Genomic DNA, 16672 nt, shown 5'->3' with positions numbered 1-16672 from the left:
GTGCGTCAGTATAAATAATCTCTTGGTATAGTTAGGTTTTCTCGCACTGACGCACCCTACTAAGCTGTTTATTTGGGATAATTTATTTTTTGGTGTTCCCTAATACAACTATCCAGCATGAAATGCTTAAGGTTTAGCAACACTAGTCACATTTTTACTCAAAGAAGCTAAAGCCGTTAATACCTTCTGTTTATTTGGTTTAGAAGATTTCAGACCTGCTTTAATCTCATCGGCTTGATCTTCAATATCTTTGTAGGTATTAGGAGATTTAGCTTTGACTCCATCTTCAACCTTTGACCAGGAATCCTCGAATTTCTCAAATTCGCCTTTAGCTTTAGTAAAATTACCTGCTTCAACTGCTGTTTTAGTATTGGTAATTACACCTTCTAGACCTTTGAAATCAGTGGTTTCTGTGGAAGTTGCTACTGTTTTAGTAGTATTTTCGCTAGGTGAAGCCTGCGTATTAGGTTGTTCAACTTTGTTACATCCCACTAAAGCTATGAGACTGATAATAGTAACCATCATAACTGGTTGAAAACGCTTCATAATTAACTCCTCAAAAAACTTGTATTTGTAATTGATGATGTGTGTTTAGGTATCACACCCACCATAAACAGAAATATTTAAGATGATATTTCTGCTATTCAATTATTAAAGATGTCGAGAAAAAAGACTCGGAAATTAACTATATTTTTCTTTTGCTGAATTTTTTACCTACTGTGCAGTATCTTAGAACAGATATCAGTAAAACTGCTCACACTAATTATTTACATCGAGCCTCAGCAAGTAAAACTAGATTCTTCTGTTCGTGTCTGCATTTTCAGTTATTAGCCAAAAAGTTTTCATCGATAACAGAACCACCATGAAACGTTCATTTCGTAAGTATCATCGGATTCTCGGCATAATTATATCTTTGCCACTGATTTTGACCGTATTGACAGGGATGCTAGCAACTTTTGTTCGTGAATGGTCGATTAGTATAGGAGTCCCTGCTAGCTTACTGTTGAGCATTCATACAGGAGAAATTTTCCATCTTGAGGGAATTTATCCGATTTTGAACGGATTAGGATGTTTGGGGTTATTAGCAACTGGATTGAGTATGTCTGGATTATTTTCTAAGAGGAATCGTTAATAGTCTTTAGTTTAATGCCCAATTCTCAATGCCCAATTCCCAGATTTACAAGTCACAATATTAAAGGCAACTTATGTTAATTCTTCAAAATGCCTACTAAAGTAACGGCAACTAAAAACCGAAGTACGATGCAATCCTGTGACTGGCCGATTGAACAGTTACCAGGATTGAGTCCAGAAGAACAATTACAATTACACAACTGTGGAATTCAAACCACCCTGGGGTTAGTTAAACAAGGCAAAACTACGCAAGACAGGCTAACTTTGTCCAGTAAGTTACAAGTTCACCTGCAATATGTCAATAAATGGATAGCCTTGGCTGATTTAGCGCGTGTTCCTAGTGTGGGAGTACAGTATTGTGGTTTACTACTACACGCAGGCGTTGGTTCAGTAGCACAATTAGCCCAAATTCCCACCCACAGATTACACAAACAGATTTTACGCTTGCAAGTAGCAACTATGCAGCGTCGCGATTTGTGTCCATCTGTTGAGTTAGTTCAACAATGGAGTCAACAAGCGAGGAGAGTGATGAGTGCTGAGTGCTGAGTTGTGAGTGCTGAGTTGTGAGTGGTGAGTGCTGAGTGCTGAGTGCTGAGTTGTGAGTGCTGAGTTGTGAGTGGTGAGTGCTGAGTGCTGAGTGCTGAGTGTTTAGTAATCAATTCTTTAATTTTGAATTTTGAATTTTGAATTGATTTGAGTGCTGTTAGCGGTAGCGCGGCGTTTAGCCGGTGCTGAGTTGAGAAATCAATTCTACCCTGTCTCCCTTGTCTCCCTCATCTCCCTGCTCCCTGCCCTCTACCTCCTTCTGCCCTCAATCCTTCACCAACACCCCATTGAGAAAGATATCGGCTAAACCTTCGGCCATTTGCTGCATTTGTTGGGGGGAAGCATCAGGTTGCATGAGGGTGTTGTTGGAAAAACCTGCGATCGCAAACATTCCTAAAAAGACTTTTGCGACTAAGTTGGCATCCATTTGGCGATAAATGCCTTTATCCATTGCGGTTTGGAAGAAGGCTTCGGCGACATCGGTCATTTTGTTGATGACTTCGATTTGAATGCGATCGCGCAAGTCTGGATGGAACTGCACTTCCATAAAGCACACTCGCATTAAATCGGCATTTTTGTGCAAATTCCACATCCGGCGGCGCATTACTTGGGCTACAGCTTTATAGCTGCCCATTTCGCTTAATTCTGTCAGTAAATCTGTCAGAATATCCACCCAGCCCGCAGTTGCTACCTCCACCAAAATCGCTTTTTTATTTGTAAAATGCCGAAATAAAGTCCCTTCCGCCACCCCAGCTGCTTGTGCTAAGTCACGGGTGGTAGTACCATCAAATCCTTGAGATGCAAATAATTTCAGTGCTGCCTGTAGAATGCGGGAGCGTGTCTGGGCTTCTGAGGGTGGGGGAGAATTAAAAACTCGCATAATAGTTATTGTAAAATCTCCGGAACACGGTTTGTAGCATTATTGTCTAACGTCAGGTACTAAAAGCACAGAAAGCTTAATACAAGATTAACGCTCCTATGACTAAGTCACCTGCTACCTAAGTAGTGAAAATTTATTGTACTCGTTGCTTATGAATCAGTTCAGTCGCTCGCACGCCCCAGATATGAAACATCCGTTATACATTCCCGCTTTTTTCAACAGGGATATCTCCCGCCGACTGTTAACAATTTTCTTAACACTATTAGTTGGCTGGTGGGGGATAGTACCATCAATGGCTTTAGCCCAGACTCAAACTCTATCCCCTGTTGAAACTGCACTCCAACTCAGCAAAACCCCTACAACTAAAAGTTCGATTCAACCCTATCTAGACCGGGTAATTAAGAATCTCACAGAGTTTCGCTTGAGTAATGGCATGAAGTTTATTGTTTTAGAACGCCATCAAGCACCTGTAGTTTCCTTTCTCACCTACGCTGATGTGGGTGGTGTGGATGAGCCGGACGGTAAAACTGGTGTTGCCCACTTTCTAGAGCATTTGGCATTTAAAGGTACTACCAGCATTGGTACAACTGACTACAAAGCCGAAAAACCTCTGTTAGAACGTTTAGAACAGTTGGATACTCAAATTAGAGCCGCAAAAGCCAGTGGGAAAAAAGATGAAGTCACTAAATTACAAGGGGAATTTCAGAAAGTTGAAGCACAGGCAGCTAAATTAGTCAAGCAAAATGAGTTAGGGCAAATCGTTGAGCAAGCCGGCGGTGTGGGCTTAAATGCTAACACTTCCACAGAAGCGACTCGTTATTTCTATAGTTTCCCTTCTAATAAGTTAGAACTGTGGATGTCCCTAGAGTCTGACCGCTTTCTTGATCCTGTGATTCGGCGGGAGTTTTATAAAGAAAAAGATGTAATTTTAGAAGAACGACGGATGCGGGTGGAAAATTCCCCCATTGGCATGATGATTGAAAAGTTTATCGATGCCGCTTATAAAGTCCATCCTTACAGACGACCGGTGATTGGTTATGACGAAGATATTCGTAACCTCACACCCAAAGACGTACAGGATTTTTTTGACACTCACTATGTACCCAGCAATATTACAATTGCAGTGGTGGGTGATGTCAACCCAACAGAGGTAAAAAAATTAGCACAGACTTACTTTGGTCGCTATCAGTCAAAACCCAAAGCCCAAGCAAAAATTCCTGTAGAACCAAAGCAAACCCAAACACGGGAAGTAACTTTAGAATTACCTTCCCAACCTTGGTATCTGGAAGGTTATCATCGTCCGGCTGGTACTCATCCTGATAACGCAGTTTATGAAATTATTGGTGGTTTATTAAGTAACGGACGGACATCAAGATTATATAAATCTTTGGTAGAACAAAAACGGGTAGCTTTAACTGCCCAAGGTTTTAGCGGTTTTCCTGGAGATAAATATCCCAACTTGATGCTATTTTATGCTTTGACTGCTCCTGGTCACAGTGTTGATGATGTGGCGACGGCTTTACGCCAAGAAATTGACAAATTGCAAACCCAACCTGTAGCCGCCTCCGAATTAGAACGGGTAAAAACCCAAGCACGAGCAGATTTACTCCGCAGCCTCGACTCTAATATGGGTATGGCACAGCAACTTTTAGAGTATGAAGTCAAAACTGGTTCTTGGCGGAATCTGTTTAAACAATTGGATGAAATTGCGGCTGTGACTCCTGCCGATATTCAGCGAGTAGCCAAGACAACATTCACACCCGAAAATCGCACAATTGGCAAATTGCTGTCCAAACAAACTTAGTTAAAAATTCTCAATTCCAAAGTAATTGTTAGTTCATTTTGAATTTTGAATTTTGAATTTTGAATTTTGAATTTTGAATTATTGATCAGGTGAGGGTTCACAGGTAAATGTCCAGGAAAATTCAACATGGTAAGCGACTGATTTACGCGTTAATGGTTGCTTGTACCTTTTTATTGGTAACTTTTAACTTTTCTCCAGTGGCGAAAGCAGCAGCCAAGCATTACACGGAGTTGCAGTTTGCGCCGTTACCGGAAATTAAATTGCCCAAGTATGAGCGATTTGTACTGCAAAATGGTTTAGTTGTGTATCTGATGGAGGATCACGAACTACCTTTGGTAAGCGGTACAGCCTTAGTACGGACTGGTAGTCGTTGGGAAGATGGGAATAAAGTCGGACTAGCGGCTTTGACGGGTACGGTGATGCGGGATGGGGGAACTAAAAAACATACCGCCGATGAGTTAAATGAAATTTTAGAACAACGGGCTGCATCTGTAGAAGCTAGTATCAGTGAAGGGGCGGGAAGTGCTAGTTTTGATGCTCTCAGCGAAGATGTAGAAACGGTGTTTGGGTTGTTTGCTGAGGTGTTAAGAGAGCCAGTATTTGCTCAAGAAAAGCTAGATTTAGCCAAAACTCAAGCTAAAGGTGCGATTGCACGCCGGAATGATAATCCTGATAGTATCACCAGCCGGGAATTTCGCAAACTGATATACGGCAAAGATAGCCCCTATGCGCGGACTGTAGAATATGCCACGATAGATCGCATTACTCGCGAAGATTTAGTGCGCTTCCATGGGGATTTCTTTCACCCCAATAATACGATTTTAGGGATTGTGGGGGATTTTGATAGCAAAAAAATGCGATCGCTCATTCAAGCTCAACTGGGTAATTGGCCACGTAACCCCAAAATGATGAAATTACCTTTACCAGAGGTAACACAGGCGAATACAGGGGGCGTATTTTTTGTTAACCAACCCCAGTTAACCCAAAGTAGTGTATTGGTGGGACATTTGGGAGGGAGGTTTGATAATCCTGACTATGCGGCTTTGGATGTGTTGAATGGGGTGTTAAATGGCTTTGGCGGGAGGTTGTTTAATGAATTGCGATCGCGTCAAGGTTTAGCATATTCTGTTTACGGTGTATGGAGTCCCCGTTTTGATTACCCTGGAATGTTTATTACTGGGGGACAAACTCGCTCTGATGCTACTGTGCAGTTTGTCAAAGCTTTACAGGCAGAAATTAAACGCATTCAAGCACAACCAGTCACAGCACAAGAACTAACTCTTGCTAAGGAGTCTACTTTAAATTCCTTTGTCTTTAACTTTCAAGACCCTGCTCAAACCCTCTCGCGGTTAATGCGCTACGAATATTACAACTATCCGGCTGATTTTCTCTTCCGCTATCAAAAAGCTGTCTCTGCAACCACAGCCGCCGATGTGCAACGGGTAGCGAAGCAATACCTCAAGCCAGAAAATCTCGTAACTCTGGTAGTGGGTAATCAAACCGCTATTCAACCGCCATTAACACAACTAGCAACGCAAGTAACGCCAATAGACGTGACTATTCCTGGTTCACAACCACAAGCTCAAAAGTAAATGCGCTAGTTTGTAGTCAGTCCTTTAACTTGATTTTTGCTCAGGATTAAAGCAATGACTGCCAATATAAATACCTTGACAGCTTGTCTGACAAAACCCTGGTTTATTTTATGAACTGGGGTTTTTCCTTTGCTCAAGACAAAAAACAGCAACATGATCAAAAATCCGGTTTAATAGACAAAACTTTCTTAATTCTGTCTGAAAATATCAGCAAAAAATATTGACTTCCACACATAGAAAATCAAAATATAAGGGGACAATTCTAATTTTTGAGTTAGTTCTGTCCCTGTCCTGTACTGCTCTCAATAATATGACCGTATTTAAGGAGGCAAGCAAATGGTAAGGATCACAATCTCCGATCTTTCTCCTGACGACGAAAGTAAATTTATTAATGAACTGACGACGTGGGAGATGAAGACGATATATGCTGGCGCGGAAAGAAGTTATGGCAGAAGACAAGCGGGGGAAAATACTCCAGAACAAACTAACACCCCAGGCACGGATGTAGACTCGATTCTTAATCGATGGATGAATGATCTAGAAATACGAGTTCAAGACTTACGAAGACAACTAGGGATTTCCAGATAGTTGTTGCTCAATAAATTGAATCTTCATGATTATCGTGTGTTTTAGTTCTGATTAAGATTATGCACACGATTTTTTTAGGCTCATTGTCACGTATCGCCAATATTAGATATTTGTATGCCTTTTCAGATTGCGTCGGTATTTAGCTGAATCCAGCACATCTTAGTTATTTAAAAAAATATGCTCTATTTTCAGACTTGCATAAACATAATGTTTCTACGTTTATCCTTTTTCTATCACAGAATATCAAATAGAAAATAGACATATCTTACTAATATATGTCTAGCCAAACTAACTTTTAACCTTGATTTTCATGAGAAACATAAATAAAAATTGAATCAACGGTTAAGCAATCACTTAATCGCCTGCAAATCACAGTTCAAACAGAAATTGTTTTAGGAGTCTATCATGGCATTTATTGCTATTAACGAATTACGTGCTACTGGTGCAGAGTTGTTCCAAGATTCTGAAAGCTTCCTCAATGATTTGAACAATCTGGATAATTCTATTGCTGGTGCTGGTGATGACTATTCCAATAGCACTGGTGCAGTTTTAGGTCTTGTTGAAAAGGGATTTGAGTTTGGTGTGATCGGTCTAGGCATCAATGGTATTGTTCACCTAGCTAAGTCCTTTAGCAGCAACGGTGGGCTTTACTACTAAATCTCAGCCTTTCCGATTAGCGACTGTGTAAAACAGAAGCAGAATAGTTCTGTTGAAATTGTGGCATTAGCGATTAAGCAATCTCAAAATCTGGGTCTTAATTGCTAGAACTTTCTATCCAAAATTGAAATTGTTTTAGGAGTCTATCATGGCGTTTATTGCTATTAACGAATTACGTGCTACTGGTGCAGAATTGTTTCAAGATTCTGAAAGCTTCCTCAATGATTTGAACAATCTGGATAATTCTATTGCTGGTGCTGGTAGTGGCTATTCTAACACCAGTGGTACAGTTTTAGGATTAGCTGAAAAAGGATTTGAGTTTGGTGTGATTGGTCTGGGCATTGATGGCATTGTACACCTAGCTAAATCCTTTAGCAGCAACGGTGGGCTTTACTACTAAATCTCAGACTTTCAGATTAGCGACTGTGTAAAACAGTAGCTTAATAGCTCTGTTGTCATTGTGGTTCAGCGATTAAGTAATCTCAAAATCTTGGGCTTAATCGCTGGCACTTTCTAGTCAAAACTAAAATTTTTTTTAGGAGTCTATCATGGCATCTATTAATCTGACCAACTTACAAGTAACTGGTGCAGAATTGTTTCAAGATTCTGAAAGCTTCCTCAACGATTTAAGCAATCTGGATAATTCTGTTGCTGGTGCTGGTGGCTATTCTGATAGCACTGGTACAGTTTTAGGTATTGTTGAGAAGGGATTTGAGTTTGGTGTCATTACTTTAGGTATCGATGGCATTGTACACCTAGTTAAGTCCTTTAGCAGTAACAATGGTCTTTATTAAATCTCATAATTTCTCATTAGTGACCATGTAAAACAGCAGCTGAATAGCTCTGTTGTAATTGTGGCATTAGCGATTAAGCAATCTCAAAGTCTTGGGCTTAATCGCTGGCATTTTCTCCTAAACAGTGTTGAGTAGATATGATAAATGTTTATTTTATACTCAACACTATTTTGAAAATCAAAAAACAGTTATGAATGTTGTTGCTTATCTTAAAACTATGCCACCACTGATTTTAAGTTCTCAAAACCTGTTTGAATATCTTATTTCGCTGAACTTGTGTACTTATGATGAGCAGTTATCAAGTACAGTTGAATTAAAAGCTGCTAAGAACTTTAATTTATTAGTTACCCTTCCAAACGGTAGGAAGTTACTAGTTAAACAAGAACGTCACAACTTGGAAGGAAGAGCAAGTGGTGAGTTTTTACTAGAATGGCGCATTCATGATTTTTTACGCAATTTTCCAGAATTGGAAGATATTCGTGCCAGCATATCAGAAGTAGTATATTTTAACAGTGAAAATTCTATTATTATTTTCAATTATCTTGATAACTATCGAGATTTAATGGATTTCTACATCAAGGAAAGTCTAAAATTCTTTCCTGTCGAGATAGCCAAGGCGGTAGGGAATACTTTAGCTTCCATTCATCGGATGACAATTAATCGTGACGAGTATCGGGAGTTTTTTCAAGATAGTGATGCTCATCTCCTGAATCAAAGAAAGCTCAGTCTCAATCGTGGACTAGATAGACTGACACCAGAAATTTTTGGCAAAGTTCCGGCTGATGGACTGAAATTTTTTGCTTTATATCAACGCTACGATAGTTTGGGGCAGGCGATCGCAGAATTAATCAATGCTTTTACCCCATGTTGTCTTACCCATAATGATTTGAAGTTAAATAATATACTTCTCTCCATCGATTGGGAAACTGCATCTGCTGATCAAATTATCCGCTTGATTGACTGGGAACGGGGTAACTGGGGAGATCCCGCCAATGATTTAGGAACAGTCATCGCCAGTTATCTGCAAATTTGGTTGTATAGCATGGTGACAGGTAAATCGATTGCAATTGATGAGTCCTTACGTTTAGCCGCAACCCCTTTGTATGTTCTGCAACCTTCGCTGCGAGAGTTGGTAAATGCTTACTTAACTCAGTTCCCTGAAATCTTAGAACAGCGTCCTGATTTCTTGCAACGAGTCATGCAATTTTGCGGTTTAGCCTTAATTACAGCTATTCAGGCGCGACTGCAATATGAAAAAAGCTTTGGGAATGTAGGTATTTGTATGCTACAAGTCGCCAAGAGTTTATTGTGTCGTCCCGAAGCATCTATCCCTACAATTTTAGGTGTAGAAGCAACAGATTTCTCAGCCGCGAACTTATCTCTTGCTTAAACCACAATTATTGCTCTATCTCTTCATTTACAGGCTCATCTTTATGCAACTATTAGATCCCGTCCAATTGCCGGATATCTCAGAGTCACTGCAACTATCACTGCAAGATATTATTCATAACGTTGAAATTCAGTCCCAATATTGTATTAAACATCCAAACTACAAACCCTTAGAATTACCAGAGGCTTCAGTTTCTCGCTTTCAAAAGCTATCAATGGAGTTACAAAATAATTATTTGAGTCAGCAGTTGCGTAGTTTTCTCTACGGCATTTATTATAATGGCTCATTGAGAAGTGTTTTGGCCTCTGATGCAGAGATATCGAATTTAGCTGTTAATCAAAATTTAGAAAATAACACCTTTTTGGGCGTAGACCTAGCTTTTTACGATCGCCTACATGAAAATAACAGAGGTACAGGTTACTGGAGTTATGGTTGGCGGATAGTCAAAGAGGAAACAGATGGGACTGTAGCTGTACAACGTGATGGTTTAACTTTGTATGTTGAACCCCAAGGAATGCAAACATCTGAAAGCTTTGGTGATTTAGTGGCGATTAAAATGCCTAAGAATGTCGTGCAGAATGGATTTTATATGGCAGTTGCTAATGCAGGTGCATCACAATTTTACCAAGCAGCAGACAATACTTTGGTGCGTGTTTACTTTAATGTCACCCCAGATGGTGCAATTGCAGTCATGGATAGTTTGACAACACGACTCAATGCTATATCCTTAACTTTTACCTTTAAAGCTTTATACAACCCTTCTGATTATCAGCGTTATGACTCAGCAGTGTTATATTTTGACAAAAATGACTATGAACGGGTTTCCCCCATCTTAGAAACGCTTTACATAGAGCATCAAGAGCATTTCCAAGAGCAAGTCCCCCTCTTTACTAAACCCATGGCACCAGGATTAGCGATCGCAGAAGAACCAAAACAACGATTTAATGAAAATGAGAGTTTTGGTACACACCGTTGTCAAATTGTGGCGAATGGTTTGTTAGCCGCGTGGCTGCAAGGCGATAATACCCCAGCCGCTAGGATGACATCAATTTTACAACAGTTCTCTGCATTGAAGATTCAATTGCAACGTCCGTATCTCAATGCTGATTCGGAAGATATATATACACCTTTTAAATAGGATAGATTACCTCGTGAACATGATATTTTGAGACGTTGCATTGCAACGTCTTTTTATTATCTGTATCAGATTTCTGGTTCAACACCAAGAGCGCGCAATTGAGCAATCAGGCGTTCATTGCGTTGATGTTCTTGTTCTGCGCGTTGGCGTTCTTGTTCTGCGCGTTGGCGTTCCTGTTCTGCTCGTTCTTCACCAGTCAGCAACAAATTACCCTCCGCATCCCACCAACGTAACCAGGGTAATTGTGCATTTTGATATTCACCCTCCCATATACCTAACTCCACACCTAAAGGATGTATGGGATAATGTCCCCGTTCATTGGCTGCTAGTGACTCATATTGTCCACCTATAAATTCATAAACTTCTACACTGGCTTTTTTAACTTCATAAATGCCATAGAAGGGAGGACGAATCACCTGTTCATAAATCCAAAATTTCCCCTGCCAAGGTGTTTTATTTCTTTCCTCACTCCCATCACCAGAAACAAATTCCAAAACAATTAATGGTGCGATGTGTTCTCGCCAAAACACATAGGAACGTCGCGTTTGTCCATCCAGTAAAGGCGGGACATTTCCTACATAAAACCAATCAGGTGCTTCTGCGCCTTTTTCTGGAGGGTCAGTTAAACGCCAGTAAATGCCTAAGTCCTGACCAATACAATATTGACCATCAGGATGTATCTGTTTGAGGACGGGTTGAATTGAGTCCGTCAATAAAATACTTTGAGGATGTTCTTGCCAATTTTTCACGAATTTACCATCTGACTCTGGTAGCTGCGTATGGTCAGGAAATGGGGTGAGGTCAGTGTCTAGATTAGTTGCAGAGGTCATAAGATTACCTTTGCAGAGGGTAAGGGTTGTTGTTTAGTTTAACGTGAGTTAGTAGGGTGCGTCAGTGTGAGAAAATCTCTCTACACCTAGAAATTATTCATAACTGACGCACCCTACCCTACTTTAGTCCTTAGATGAGGACTGAAATCCTCACCACAAACAAGTGCTATCTCGCTCATCAACAGCATTATCATCTAATCAATATTCTGTCGTTACGACATTAAGTTTTGATGCCATCACTCAATAAAGTTTACTTCAGGACAAAAGTAGTCTTGAGAATGTTGCAGCTCATTTCGTGATCAAGTTCAATTTTCTGATAACCTAACGTAATTTTTTCATAGACATCGCTATCTACGTTAAATTGCTGAAAAATAGTTTGTTTTTATACAAAATATGGAATATAAGAATTTGCTCTTTTTATTTTGTTAAACCATTGCAAAAACTACAATTTATTTAAATTTAATTATTTGCAAATTTTCTTTTCAAACTATTTACAAGTATAAAATTATACTATAATATAAATATTATGAGAAAGGCGATCGCCCCTCTAGCAAAGTCCGCGATCGCCTTTCTTTCAACCCCAAAACAGGAGTCGATTATCATCATGGCACAAGAAACCAAATTAAGAGATGCTCAAGCACTACTACAACAGTATTTGAGCAGCGAAAACTCTGATACACCCACTATTAAACAACCTACTCAGCAACCATTACCCAACAGAGAACCCATTAAACATTTGTTAATTGGTTCTGCTAAAGCTGTCACCAGTACAATACATTATTTGCAGGTGGTTGGTTATGCCAATGTAGGAGATTGGAGTCCACTTTTACCAACGGAAAACCCTGACCAAGTAATGAGTATTTTAATCCGTCAAATTTTGGTTGTATAACACCATAAATACCCCGATTTAGCTCGAAAATCGGGGTTATGTTACATCTAATTATACTTCTGGTTCAACACCGAGAGCGCGCAATTGAGCAATCAGGCGATCATTGCGTTGACGTTCCTTTTCTGCTCGTTCTTCACCAGTCAGCAACAAATTACCCTCCGCATCCCACCAACGTAACCAGGGTAATTCAGCATTTTGATATTCACCCTCCCATATACCTAACTCAACTCCCAATGGTGTGATAGGATAACGTCCGCATTCATTGGCTGATAATAGCTGATATCTACCACCAATTAATTTATAAACTTCCACGCTAGCTTTATTTACTTCATAGATACCGTAAAAAGCTGGATGAATTACCTGCTCATAAATCCAAAATTTACCCTTCCACGGGGTTTTGTCTCGTTCTTCACTACCATCCCCAGATACAAACTCTAATGCAATTAATGGTGCAATAAACTCACGCCACAACACATAAGATCGTCGTGTTTGTCCATCAAGTAAAGGCGGGACATTTCCTACATAAAACCAATCTGGTGCTTCTGCGCCTTTCTCTAGGGGGTCAGTTATCCGCCAGTAAATACCGCTATCTTGACCTATGCAATATTGTCCATCAGGATGGCGTTTTTGTAAGACAGGTTTAATCGAGTCGGTGAGTAGAATGCTTTGGGAATGTTTCTGGAAATTACCTAACTCTGGTAGCTGCGTATGGTCAGGAAATGGGGTGAGTTCAGCATCTAGATTAGTTGCAGAGGTCATAAGATCACCTTTGCACAGGGTAAGGGTTGTTTCTTAGTGTAGCAGTGAGAAAGGGAGGAGAAACGATACCAATCACCTCTCCTCCTCTGTACAACACAAACAAAATTGCCTCGCCTACTTCGCTAACACCTGATTAACTGGCGCAACTCCAGCTAAATCTAAGATTTTAGGTATTAAATCTTCCCGCTTGACTGCCATCATATGGACACCGTGACATAATTGCCTTGCAATCTGCACTTGCTCGGCAGCAATTTTTACACCTTCTTCTAGGGGGTGTTTGGCTTGTGCTAACCTTTCAATGATGTGTTCAGGTATATTGACACCTGGAACGCATTTATTAATAAATTGAGCGTTTTTCGCCGATTTCAAAAGAAAAATTCCCGCCAAAATGGGTTTATTATGGACTGACGCTATCTTGTCCATGAATTTTTCTAGTCTTTCAAAATCAGTAATTAACTGACTCTGAAAAAATTGCGCTCCCGCTTCAATTTTGCGTTCAAAGCGACTTTGCAAACCCGACCAACTAGCACACTGGGGATCTACGGCTGCACCGACAAATAAATCCGTTGCGCCATCGGTCAAGGGTTTATCATTGCCATCGACACCTTGATTCATTTTCCGAATCAGTTGCAATAGTCGCACGGCTTCTAAATCAAATACGGCTTTGGCTTCGGGATGATCGCCTGCTTTTACTGGGTCGCCAGTCAAAGCTAAGATATTACGGATACCTAAAGCGTGTGCGCCCATCAAGTCAGCTTGTAAACCGATACGGTTGCGATCGCGGCAAGCCATCTGACAAATTGGTTCAATCCCATTTTGTAACAAAATCACTGATGCTACCAATGAAGACATCCGTAACACAGCCCGGCTACCATCGGTAATATTGACAGCATGAACCCTCCCCTTAAGGGTCGCCGCCATTTCAATCATGTGGGTGGGATCTCCTCCCTTTGGTGGTGCTACCTCGGCGGTAACTAAAAATTCACCCGCTTGCGCGGCTTTACGGAAATTGTTCAGTGTACTGTAACTACAGCTATGGCTATGTTCCATAACATTCATAATTGGGTTCTCTTCAAGGGTATAACAAATTACACCTTAAAGAGAAGTCAGGGGATTGGGGACTGGGGACTGGGGACTGGGGACTGGGGACTGGGGATTGGGGATTGGGGATTGGGGATTGGGGACTGGGGACAAGGTAGAATTTATTTCTTAACTCACTCAGCACTCACCACTCAGCACTCAACACTCAGCACTCAGCACTCAGCACTCACAAAGGCATTGAATAACCTAACGCAGCTTTCACGTCTTTGAGGGTTTGGTTGGCTATGGCTTCGGCTTTTTCTCTACCATCACGCAACACAGACTCTAAATAACCTTTGTCGTCCATGATTTGCTGATATTTGTCTTGGATGGGTTTGAGAGCATTAATTGCTGTTTCGGTCAGTAATGGCTTAAATTGTCCCCAGCCCATATCTTGACACTCAGCTGCTACTTCTTCTTTCGCCTTGCCTGACAATAACATATATAAAGTTAGCAAGTTGTTGCACTCTGGTCGCTCTGGGTCATCAAAGATTAATCCCCGCACTGGGTCAGTTTTACAACGTTTAATTTTATTGGCAATCTGATCTGGTGGATCTAAAAGATTAATCCGGCTTAACTCGGAAGGGTCAGATTTAGACATTTTGCGTGTCCCGTCGGTCAAACTCATCACCCTTGCGCCTTCTTTGCGAATTAAGGGGTCTGGTAGTTTGAGTACGGGCTGATCCTTGGCGAATTGGTGATTAAATCTGTTGACGATATCCCGTGTGAGTTCTAGGTGTTGTTTTTGGTCTTCACCTACCGGCACTTTATCGGCTTGATACAACAAAATATCAGCCGCCATCAGCACTGGGTAGATTAACAAACCTGCACCGACGTTTTCCCCTTGCTTGACGGCTTTCTCTTTAAACTGAATCATGTCTTGCAGCCAGTTCAGGGGTGTGATGCAGTTGAGTAACCAAGCTAGTTCACTGTGGGCGGAAATGTGGGATTGAATAAAGATGTTGGAATGTTTTAAGTCAATACCACAGGCTAAATAAAGTGCAGCAATTGTGTAACTATCTGCTGCTAATGTCGCTGGATTATGCGGTACTGTAATCGCGTGTAAATCTACGACACAAAAGAAATTATCATACTGTTCTTGAATTTCTACCCAGTTGCGAATTGCACCTAAGTAGTTACCCAAGTGTAAGTTACCAGTTGGTTGAACTCCAGAAAGAACACGCTGCTTACCCATAAATTACCAGTTTCTCTATCTCAAATGCTCACTGTATCAAGTGGCGATGGCAAAACACATTTCATTTTGACATTTTCTCTTGGTCATTAGTCATTAGTCATTAGTCATTAGTCAACAGTCAATAGTCAACAGTCTAAAGTGTCATTTTCAAGCGGAGATTCTTATTTGCAGTTTACCCCTGTGTTTCATCCCTCTTGCGTAGTCAGCTAATCGTCATTCATTTTTCTGCACTGATTCGTTTGTAGTAAGGGCTTTAGCCCTGCTTTTGTTCAGCTTAAATGAAGCTAACTTAGTTCAAGCAACTGTCACGTTTGAGTTTTAGTCCCCTTGCGGGGAAAAGGTTGATGGAAACAATGGTCGCGGATCTGGCAGCTTTACGGGCTTTGTCCTTAGTTTCAGTCCCCTTGCGGGGAAAAGGTTGATGGAAACTTGGTGGATTTTTATCTGACTGCTGGTTGATTTGGGTTTCAGTCCCCTTGCGGGGAAAAGGTTGATGGAAACCCCCACAATGCTTTTAGCGTTTGTGGGGACTTTTTTCTTGTTTCAGTCCCCTTGCGGGGAAAAGGTTGATGGAAACTGTATGAAATATGTCACCAGATTAAACAAGCTTGTGGGTTTCAGTCCCCTTGCGGGGAAAAGGTTGATGGAAACAGTCGATTCGCGTTATTTGGCGCAATGTTAATCATTTGTTTCAGTCCCCTTGCGGGGAAAAGGTTGATGGAAACCCAGTTGTTGAAAGTTATCAACGAGCGCATATATTTCGTTTCAGTCCCCTTGCGGGGAAAAGGTTGATGGAAACGTTAAATGAAGTAAGTATTGAAAATAATATTAACGTGTTTCAGTCCCCTTGCGGGGAAAAGGTTGATGGAAACTACTGAGGTTGGGGAATGATTTTATTCATCTGGGAGTTTCAGTCCCCTTGCGGGGAAAAGGTTGATGGAAACTAAAATATTTCCAAGATTTTCTCTAAACTATGTTGACAGTTTCAGTCCCCTTGCGGGGAAAAGGTTGATGGAAACAAATAGTTTGACGCAAGAGGAATTTGAGCAAAATTGTTTCAGTCCCCTTGCGGGGAAAAGGTTGATGGAAACTTGGGTAACTGAATTTTTTCAAAGGGATTGGATTCGTTTCAGTCCCCTTGCGGGGAAAAGGTTGATGGAAACTTTTCGTCGGCAGGTCTTTCTCTTGCACTACTGGCGTTTCAGTCCCCTTGCGGGGAAAAGGTTGATGGAAACAGATACAGGGTTTCTGAGGGATTGCCAATATACGGGTTTCAGTCCCCTTGCGGGGAAAAGGTTGATGGAAACAAGGGTACTTAAGCGCGACGTGAGCCGCAAGTATGTAGTTTCAGTCCCCTTGCGGGGAAAAGGTTGATGGAAACCTTCTACATCGACCCAAA

Annotated in this window: 17 protein-coding genes and 1 CRISPR repeat array (1 of these 18 running past the window's edge); of the genes, 11 read left to right on the top strand and 6 right to left on the bottom strand. The window is 41.0% G+C overall.

The window, feature by feature from the left end:
* Nucleotides 1-126: 126 nt before the first annotated feature.
* The gene (locus ACQFX9_RS20095; RefSeq protein ID WP_427157966.1) at nucleotides 127-546 is read right to left on the bottom strand and encodes a DUF4363 domain-containing protein; all 420 of its coding nucleotides are present in this window, start codon (nucleotides 544-546) and stop codon (nucleotides 127-129) included.
* A gap of 316 nt (nucleotides 547-862) precedes the next feature.
* Here ACQFX9_RS20095 and ACQFX9_RS20090 point away from each other — a divergent pair, with 316 nt between their 5' ends.
* Nucleotides 863-1132: a peptidase gene (locus ACQFX9_RS20090; RefSeq protein WP_236141413.1), complete on the top strand. Its 270-nt coding sequence runs from the start codon at nucleotides 863-865 to the stop codon at nucleotides 1130-1132.
* A gap of 128 nt (nucleotides 1133-1260) precedes the next feature.
* A complete protein-coding gene (locus ACQFX9_RS20085) occupies nucleotides 1261-1677 on the top strand; it encodes a DUF4332 domain-containing protein (protein ID WP_427157964.1) in 417 nt (138 codons plus the stop codon).
* A 265-nt stretch (nucleotides 1678-1942) separates the two neighbouring features.
* On the opposite strand, the gene ACQFX9_RS20080 is transcribed toward ACQFX9_RS20085, so the two are convergent.
* Complete coding sequence (locus ACQFX9_RS20080; protein WP_427157962.1) at nucleotides 1943-2557, bottom strand: TetR/AcrR family transcriptional regulator; 615 nt, start codon at nucleotides 2555-2557, stop codon at nucleotides 1943-1945.
* A 184-nt stretch (nucleotides 2558-2741) separates the two neighbouring features.
* On the opposite strand from ACQFX9_RS20080, the gene ACQFX9_RS20075 reads away from it, so the two are divergent.
* The 8 genes from ACQFX9_RS20075 to ACQFX9_RS20040 all read left to right on the top strand — a co-directional run bounded on the left by ACQFX9_RS20075 (nucleotide 2742) and on the right by ACQFX9_RS20040 (nucleotide 10520).
* Entirely contained in the window at nucleotides 2742-4361 is a 1620-nt protein-coding gene (locus tag ACQFX9_RS20075; RefSeq protein ID WP_427157961.1) for a M16 family metallopeptidase, read from the top strand.
* A 107-nt stretch (nucleotides 4362-4468) separates the two neighbouring features.
* On the top strand, nucleotides 4469-5953 hold the full coding sequence (locus ACQFX9_RS20070) for a M16 family metallopeptidase (RefSeq protein WP_427157960.1): 1485 nt from the start codon (nucleotides 4469-4471) through the stop codon (nucleotides 5951-5953).
* Nucleotides 5954-6289: 336 nt separating this feature from the next.
* Entirely contained in the window at nucleotides 6290-6541 is a 252-nt protein-coding gene (locus ACQFX9_RS20065) for a hypothetical protein (protein WP_427157959.1), read from the top strand.
* A 405-nt stretch (nucleotides 6542-6946) separates the two neighbouring features.
* On the top strand, nucleotides 6947-7198 hold the full coding sequence (locus tag ACQFX9_RS20060; protein ID WP_427157958.1) for a hypothetical protein: 252 nt from the start codon (nucleotides 6947-6949) through the stop codon (nucleotides 7196-7198).
* A 148-nt stretch (nucleotides 7199-7346) separates the two neighbouring features.
* Nucleotides 7347-7598 carry a hypothetical protein gene (locus ACQFX9_RS20055; RefSeq protein WP_427157957.1) on the top strand — a complete coding sequence of 84 codons (252 nt, stop codon included), beginning with the start codon at nucleotides 7347-7349 and terminating at the stop codon, nucleotides 7596-7598.
* Nucleotides 7599-7746: 148 nt separating this feature from the next.
* Complete coding sequence (locus ACQFX9_RS20050; protein ID WP_427157956.1) at nucleotides 7747-7992, top strand: hypothetical protein; 246 nt, start codon at nucleotides 7747-7749, stop codon at nucleotides 7990-7992.
* 217 nt (nucleotides 7993-8209) lie between these two features.
* On the top strand, nucleotides 8210-9382 hold the full coding sequence (locus ACQFX9_RS20045) for a phosphotransferase family protein (RefSeq protein ID WP_427162950.1): 1173 nt from the start codon (nucleotides 8210-8212) through the stop codon (nucleotides 9380-9382).
* Between the two features lie 43 nt (nucleotides 9383-9425).
* The gene (locus ACQFX9_RS20040; protein ID WP_427157955.1) at nucleotides 9426-10520 is read left to right on the top strand and encodes a T3SS effector HopA1 family protein; all 1095 of its coding nucleotides are present in this window, start codon (nucleotides 9426-9428) and stop codon (nucleotides 10518-10520) included.
* 65 nt (nucleotides 10521-10585) lie between these two features.
* Here the strand turns inward: ACQFX9_RS20040 and ACQFX9_RS20035 are convergent, their stop codons facing one another.
* A complete protein-coding gene (locus tag ACQFX9_RS20035) occupies nucleotides 10586-11350 on the bottom strand; it encodes a Uma2 family endonuclease (RefSeq protein WP_427157953.1) in 765 nt (254 codons plus the stop codon).
* A 604-nt stretch (nucleotides 11351-11954) separates the two neighbouring features.
* Here ACQFX9_RS20035 and ACQFX9_RS20030 point away from each other — a divergent pair.
* Nucleotides 11955-12239 carry a hypothetical protein gene (locus ACQFX9_RS20030; protein ID WP_427162949.1) on the top strand — a complete coding sequence of 95 codons (285 nt, stop codon included), beginning with the start codon at nucleotides 11955-11957 and terminating at the stop codon, nucleotides 12237-12239.
* A 51-nt stretch (nucleotides 12240-12290) separates the two neighbouring features.
* On the opposite strand, the gene ACQFX9_RS20025 is transcribed toward ACQFX9_RS20030, so the two are convergent.
* From ACQFX9_RS20025 to trpS, 3 genes are all read right to left on the bottom strand, one after another.
* Nucleotides 12291-12998 (bottom strand): Uma2 family endonuclease, encoded by a 708-nt coding sequence (locus ACQFX9_RS20025; RefSeq protein WP_427157952.1) that lies wholly within the window; start codon nucleotides 12996-12998, stop codon nucleotides 12291-12293.
* 114 nt (nucleotides 12999-13112) lie between these two features.
* The gene (locus ACQFX9_RS20020) at nucleotides 13113-14048 is read right to left on the bottom strand and encodes a methylenetetrahydrofolate reductase (RefSeq protein WP_236141437.1); all 936 of its coding nucleotides are present in this window, start codon (nucleotides 14046-14048) and stop codon (nucleotides 13113-13115) included.
* Nucleotides 14049-14265: 217 nt separating this feature from the next.
* Entirely contained in the window at nucleotides 14266-15273 is a 1008-nt protein-coding gene (trpS, locus tag ACQFX9_RS20015; protein ID WP_427157950.1) for a tryptophan--tRNA ligase, read from the bottom strand.
* 315 nt (nucleotides 15274-15588) lie between these two features.
* Nucleotides 15589-16672: a CRISPR direct-repeat array (repeat unit 37 nt; unit sequence GTTTCAGTCCCCTTGCGGGGAAAAGGTTGATGGAAAC) (it continues 284 nt past the right edge of the window).

Origin of the sequence: Aliinostoc sp. HNIBRCY26 (genome assembly GCF_050235535.1) — a bacterium.
In the GTDB taxonomy this organism is placed as follows: domain Bacteria; phylum Cyanobacteriota; class Cyanobacteriia; order Cyanobacteriales; family Nostocaceae; genus Trichormus.
This window is presented reverse-complemented; position numbering and strand designations above follow the sequence as displayed.

What these genes read in the sequence shown, in the direction of transcription:
- ACQFX9_RS20025 (WP_427157952.1), bottom strand. Translation starts at nt 12,998, where the DNA reads ATGACCTCTGCAACTAATCTAGATGCTGAACTCACCCCATTTCCTGAC.
- ACQFX9_RS20065 (WP_427157959.1), top strand. Translation starts at nt 6,290, where the DNA reads ATGGTAAGGATCACAATCTCCGATCTTTCTCCTGACGACGAAAGTAAA.
- ACQFX9_RS20050 (WP_427157956.1), top strand. Translation starts at nt 7,747, where the DNA reads ATGGCATCTATTAATCTGACCAACTTACAAGTAACTGGTGCAGAATTG.
- ACQFX9_RS20055 (WP_427157957.1), top strand. Translation starts at nt 7,347, where the DNA reads ATGGCGTTTATTGCTATTAACGAATTACGTGCTACTGGTGCAGAATTG.
- trpS (WP_427157950.1), bottom strand. Translation starts at nt 15,273, where the DNA reads ATGGGTAAGCAGCGTGTTCTTTCTGGAGTTCAACCAACTGGTAACTTA.
- ACQFX9_RS20085 (WP_427157964.1), top strand. Translation starts at nt 1,261, where the DNA reads ATGCAATCCTGTGACTGGCCGATTGAACAGTTACCAGGATTGAGTCCA.
- ACQFX9_RS20075 (WP_427157961.1), top strand. Translation starts at nt 2,742, where the DNA reads ATGAAACATCCGTTATACATTCCCGCTTTTTTCAACAGGGATATCTCC.
- ACQFX9_RS20070 (WP_427157960.1), top strand. Translation starts at nt 4,469, where the DNA reads ATGTCCAGGAAAATTCAACATGGTAAGCGACTGATTTACGCGTTAATG.
- ACQFX9_RS20080 (WP_427157962.1), bottom strand. Translation starts at nt 2,557, where the DNA reads ATGCGAGTTTTTAATTCTCCCCCACCCTCAGAAGCCCAGACACGCTCC.
- ACQFX9_RS20095 (WP_427157966.1), bottom strand. Translation starts at nt 546, where the DNA reads ATGAAGCGTTTTCAACCAGTTATGATGGTTACTATTATCAGTCTCATA.
- ACQFX9_RS20060 (WP_427157958.1), top strand. Translation starts at nt 6,947, where the DNA reads ATGGCATTTATTGCTATTAACGAATTACGTGCTACTGGTGCAGAGTTG.
- ACQFX9_RS20090 (WP_236141413.1), top strand. Translation starts at nt 863, where the DNA reads ATGAAACGTTCATTTCGTAAGTATCATCGGATTCTCGGCATAATTATA.
- ACQFX9_RS20040 (WP_427157955.1), top strand. Translation starts at nt 9,426, where the DNA reads ATGCAACTATTAGATCCCGTCCAATTGCCGGATATCTCAGAGTCACTG.
- ACQFX9_RS20030 (WP_427162949.1), top strand. Translation starts at nt 11,955, where the DNA reads ATGGCACAAGAAACCAAATTAAGAGATGCTCAAGCACTACTACAACAG.
- ACQFX9_RS20045 (WP_427162950.1), top strand. Translation starts at nt 8,210, where the DNA reads ATGCCACCACTGATTTTAAGTTCTCAAAACCTGTTTGAATATCTTATT.
- ACQFX9_RS20020 (WP_236141437.1), bottom strand. Translation starts at nt 14,048, where the DNA reads ATGGAACATAGCCATAGCTGTAGTTACAGTACACTGAACAATTTCCGT.
- ACQFX9_RS20035 (WP_427157953.1), bottom strand. Translation starts at nt 11,350, where the DNA reads ATGACCTCTGCAACTAATCTAGACACTGACCTCACCCCATTTCCTGAC.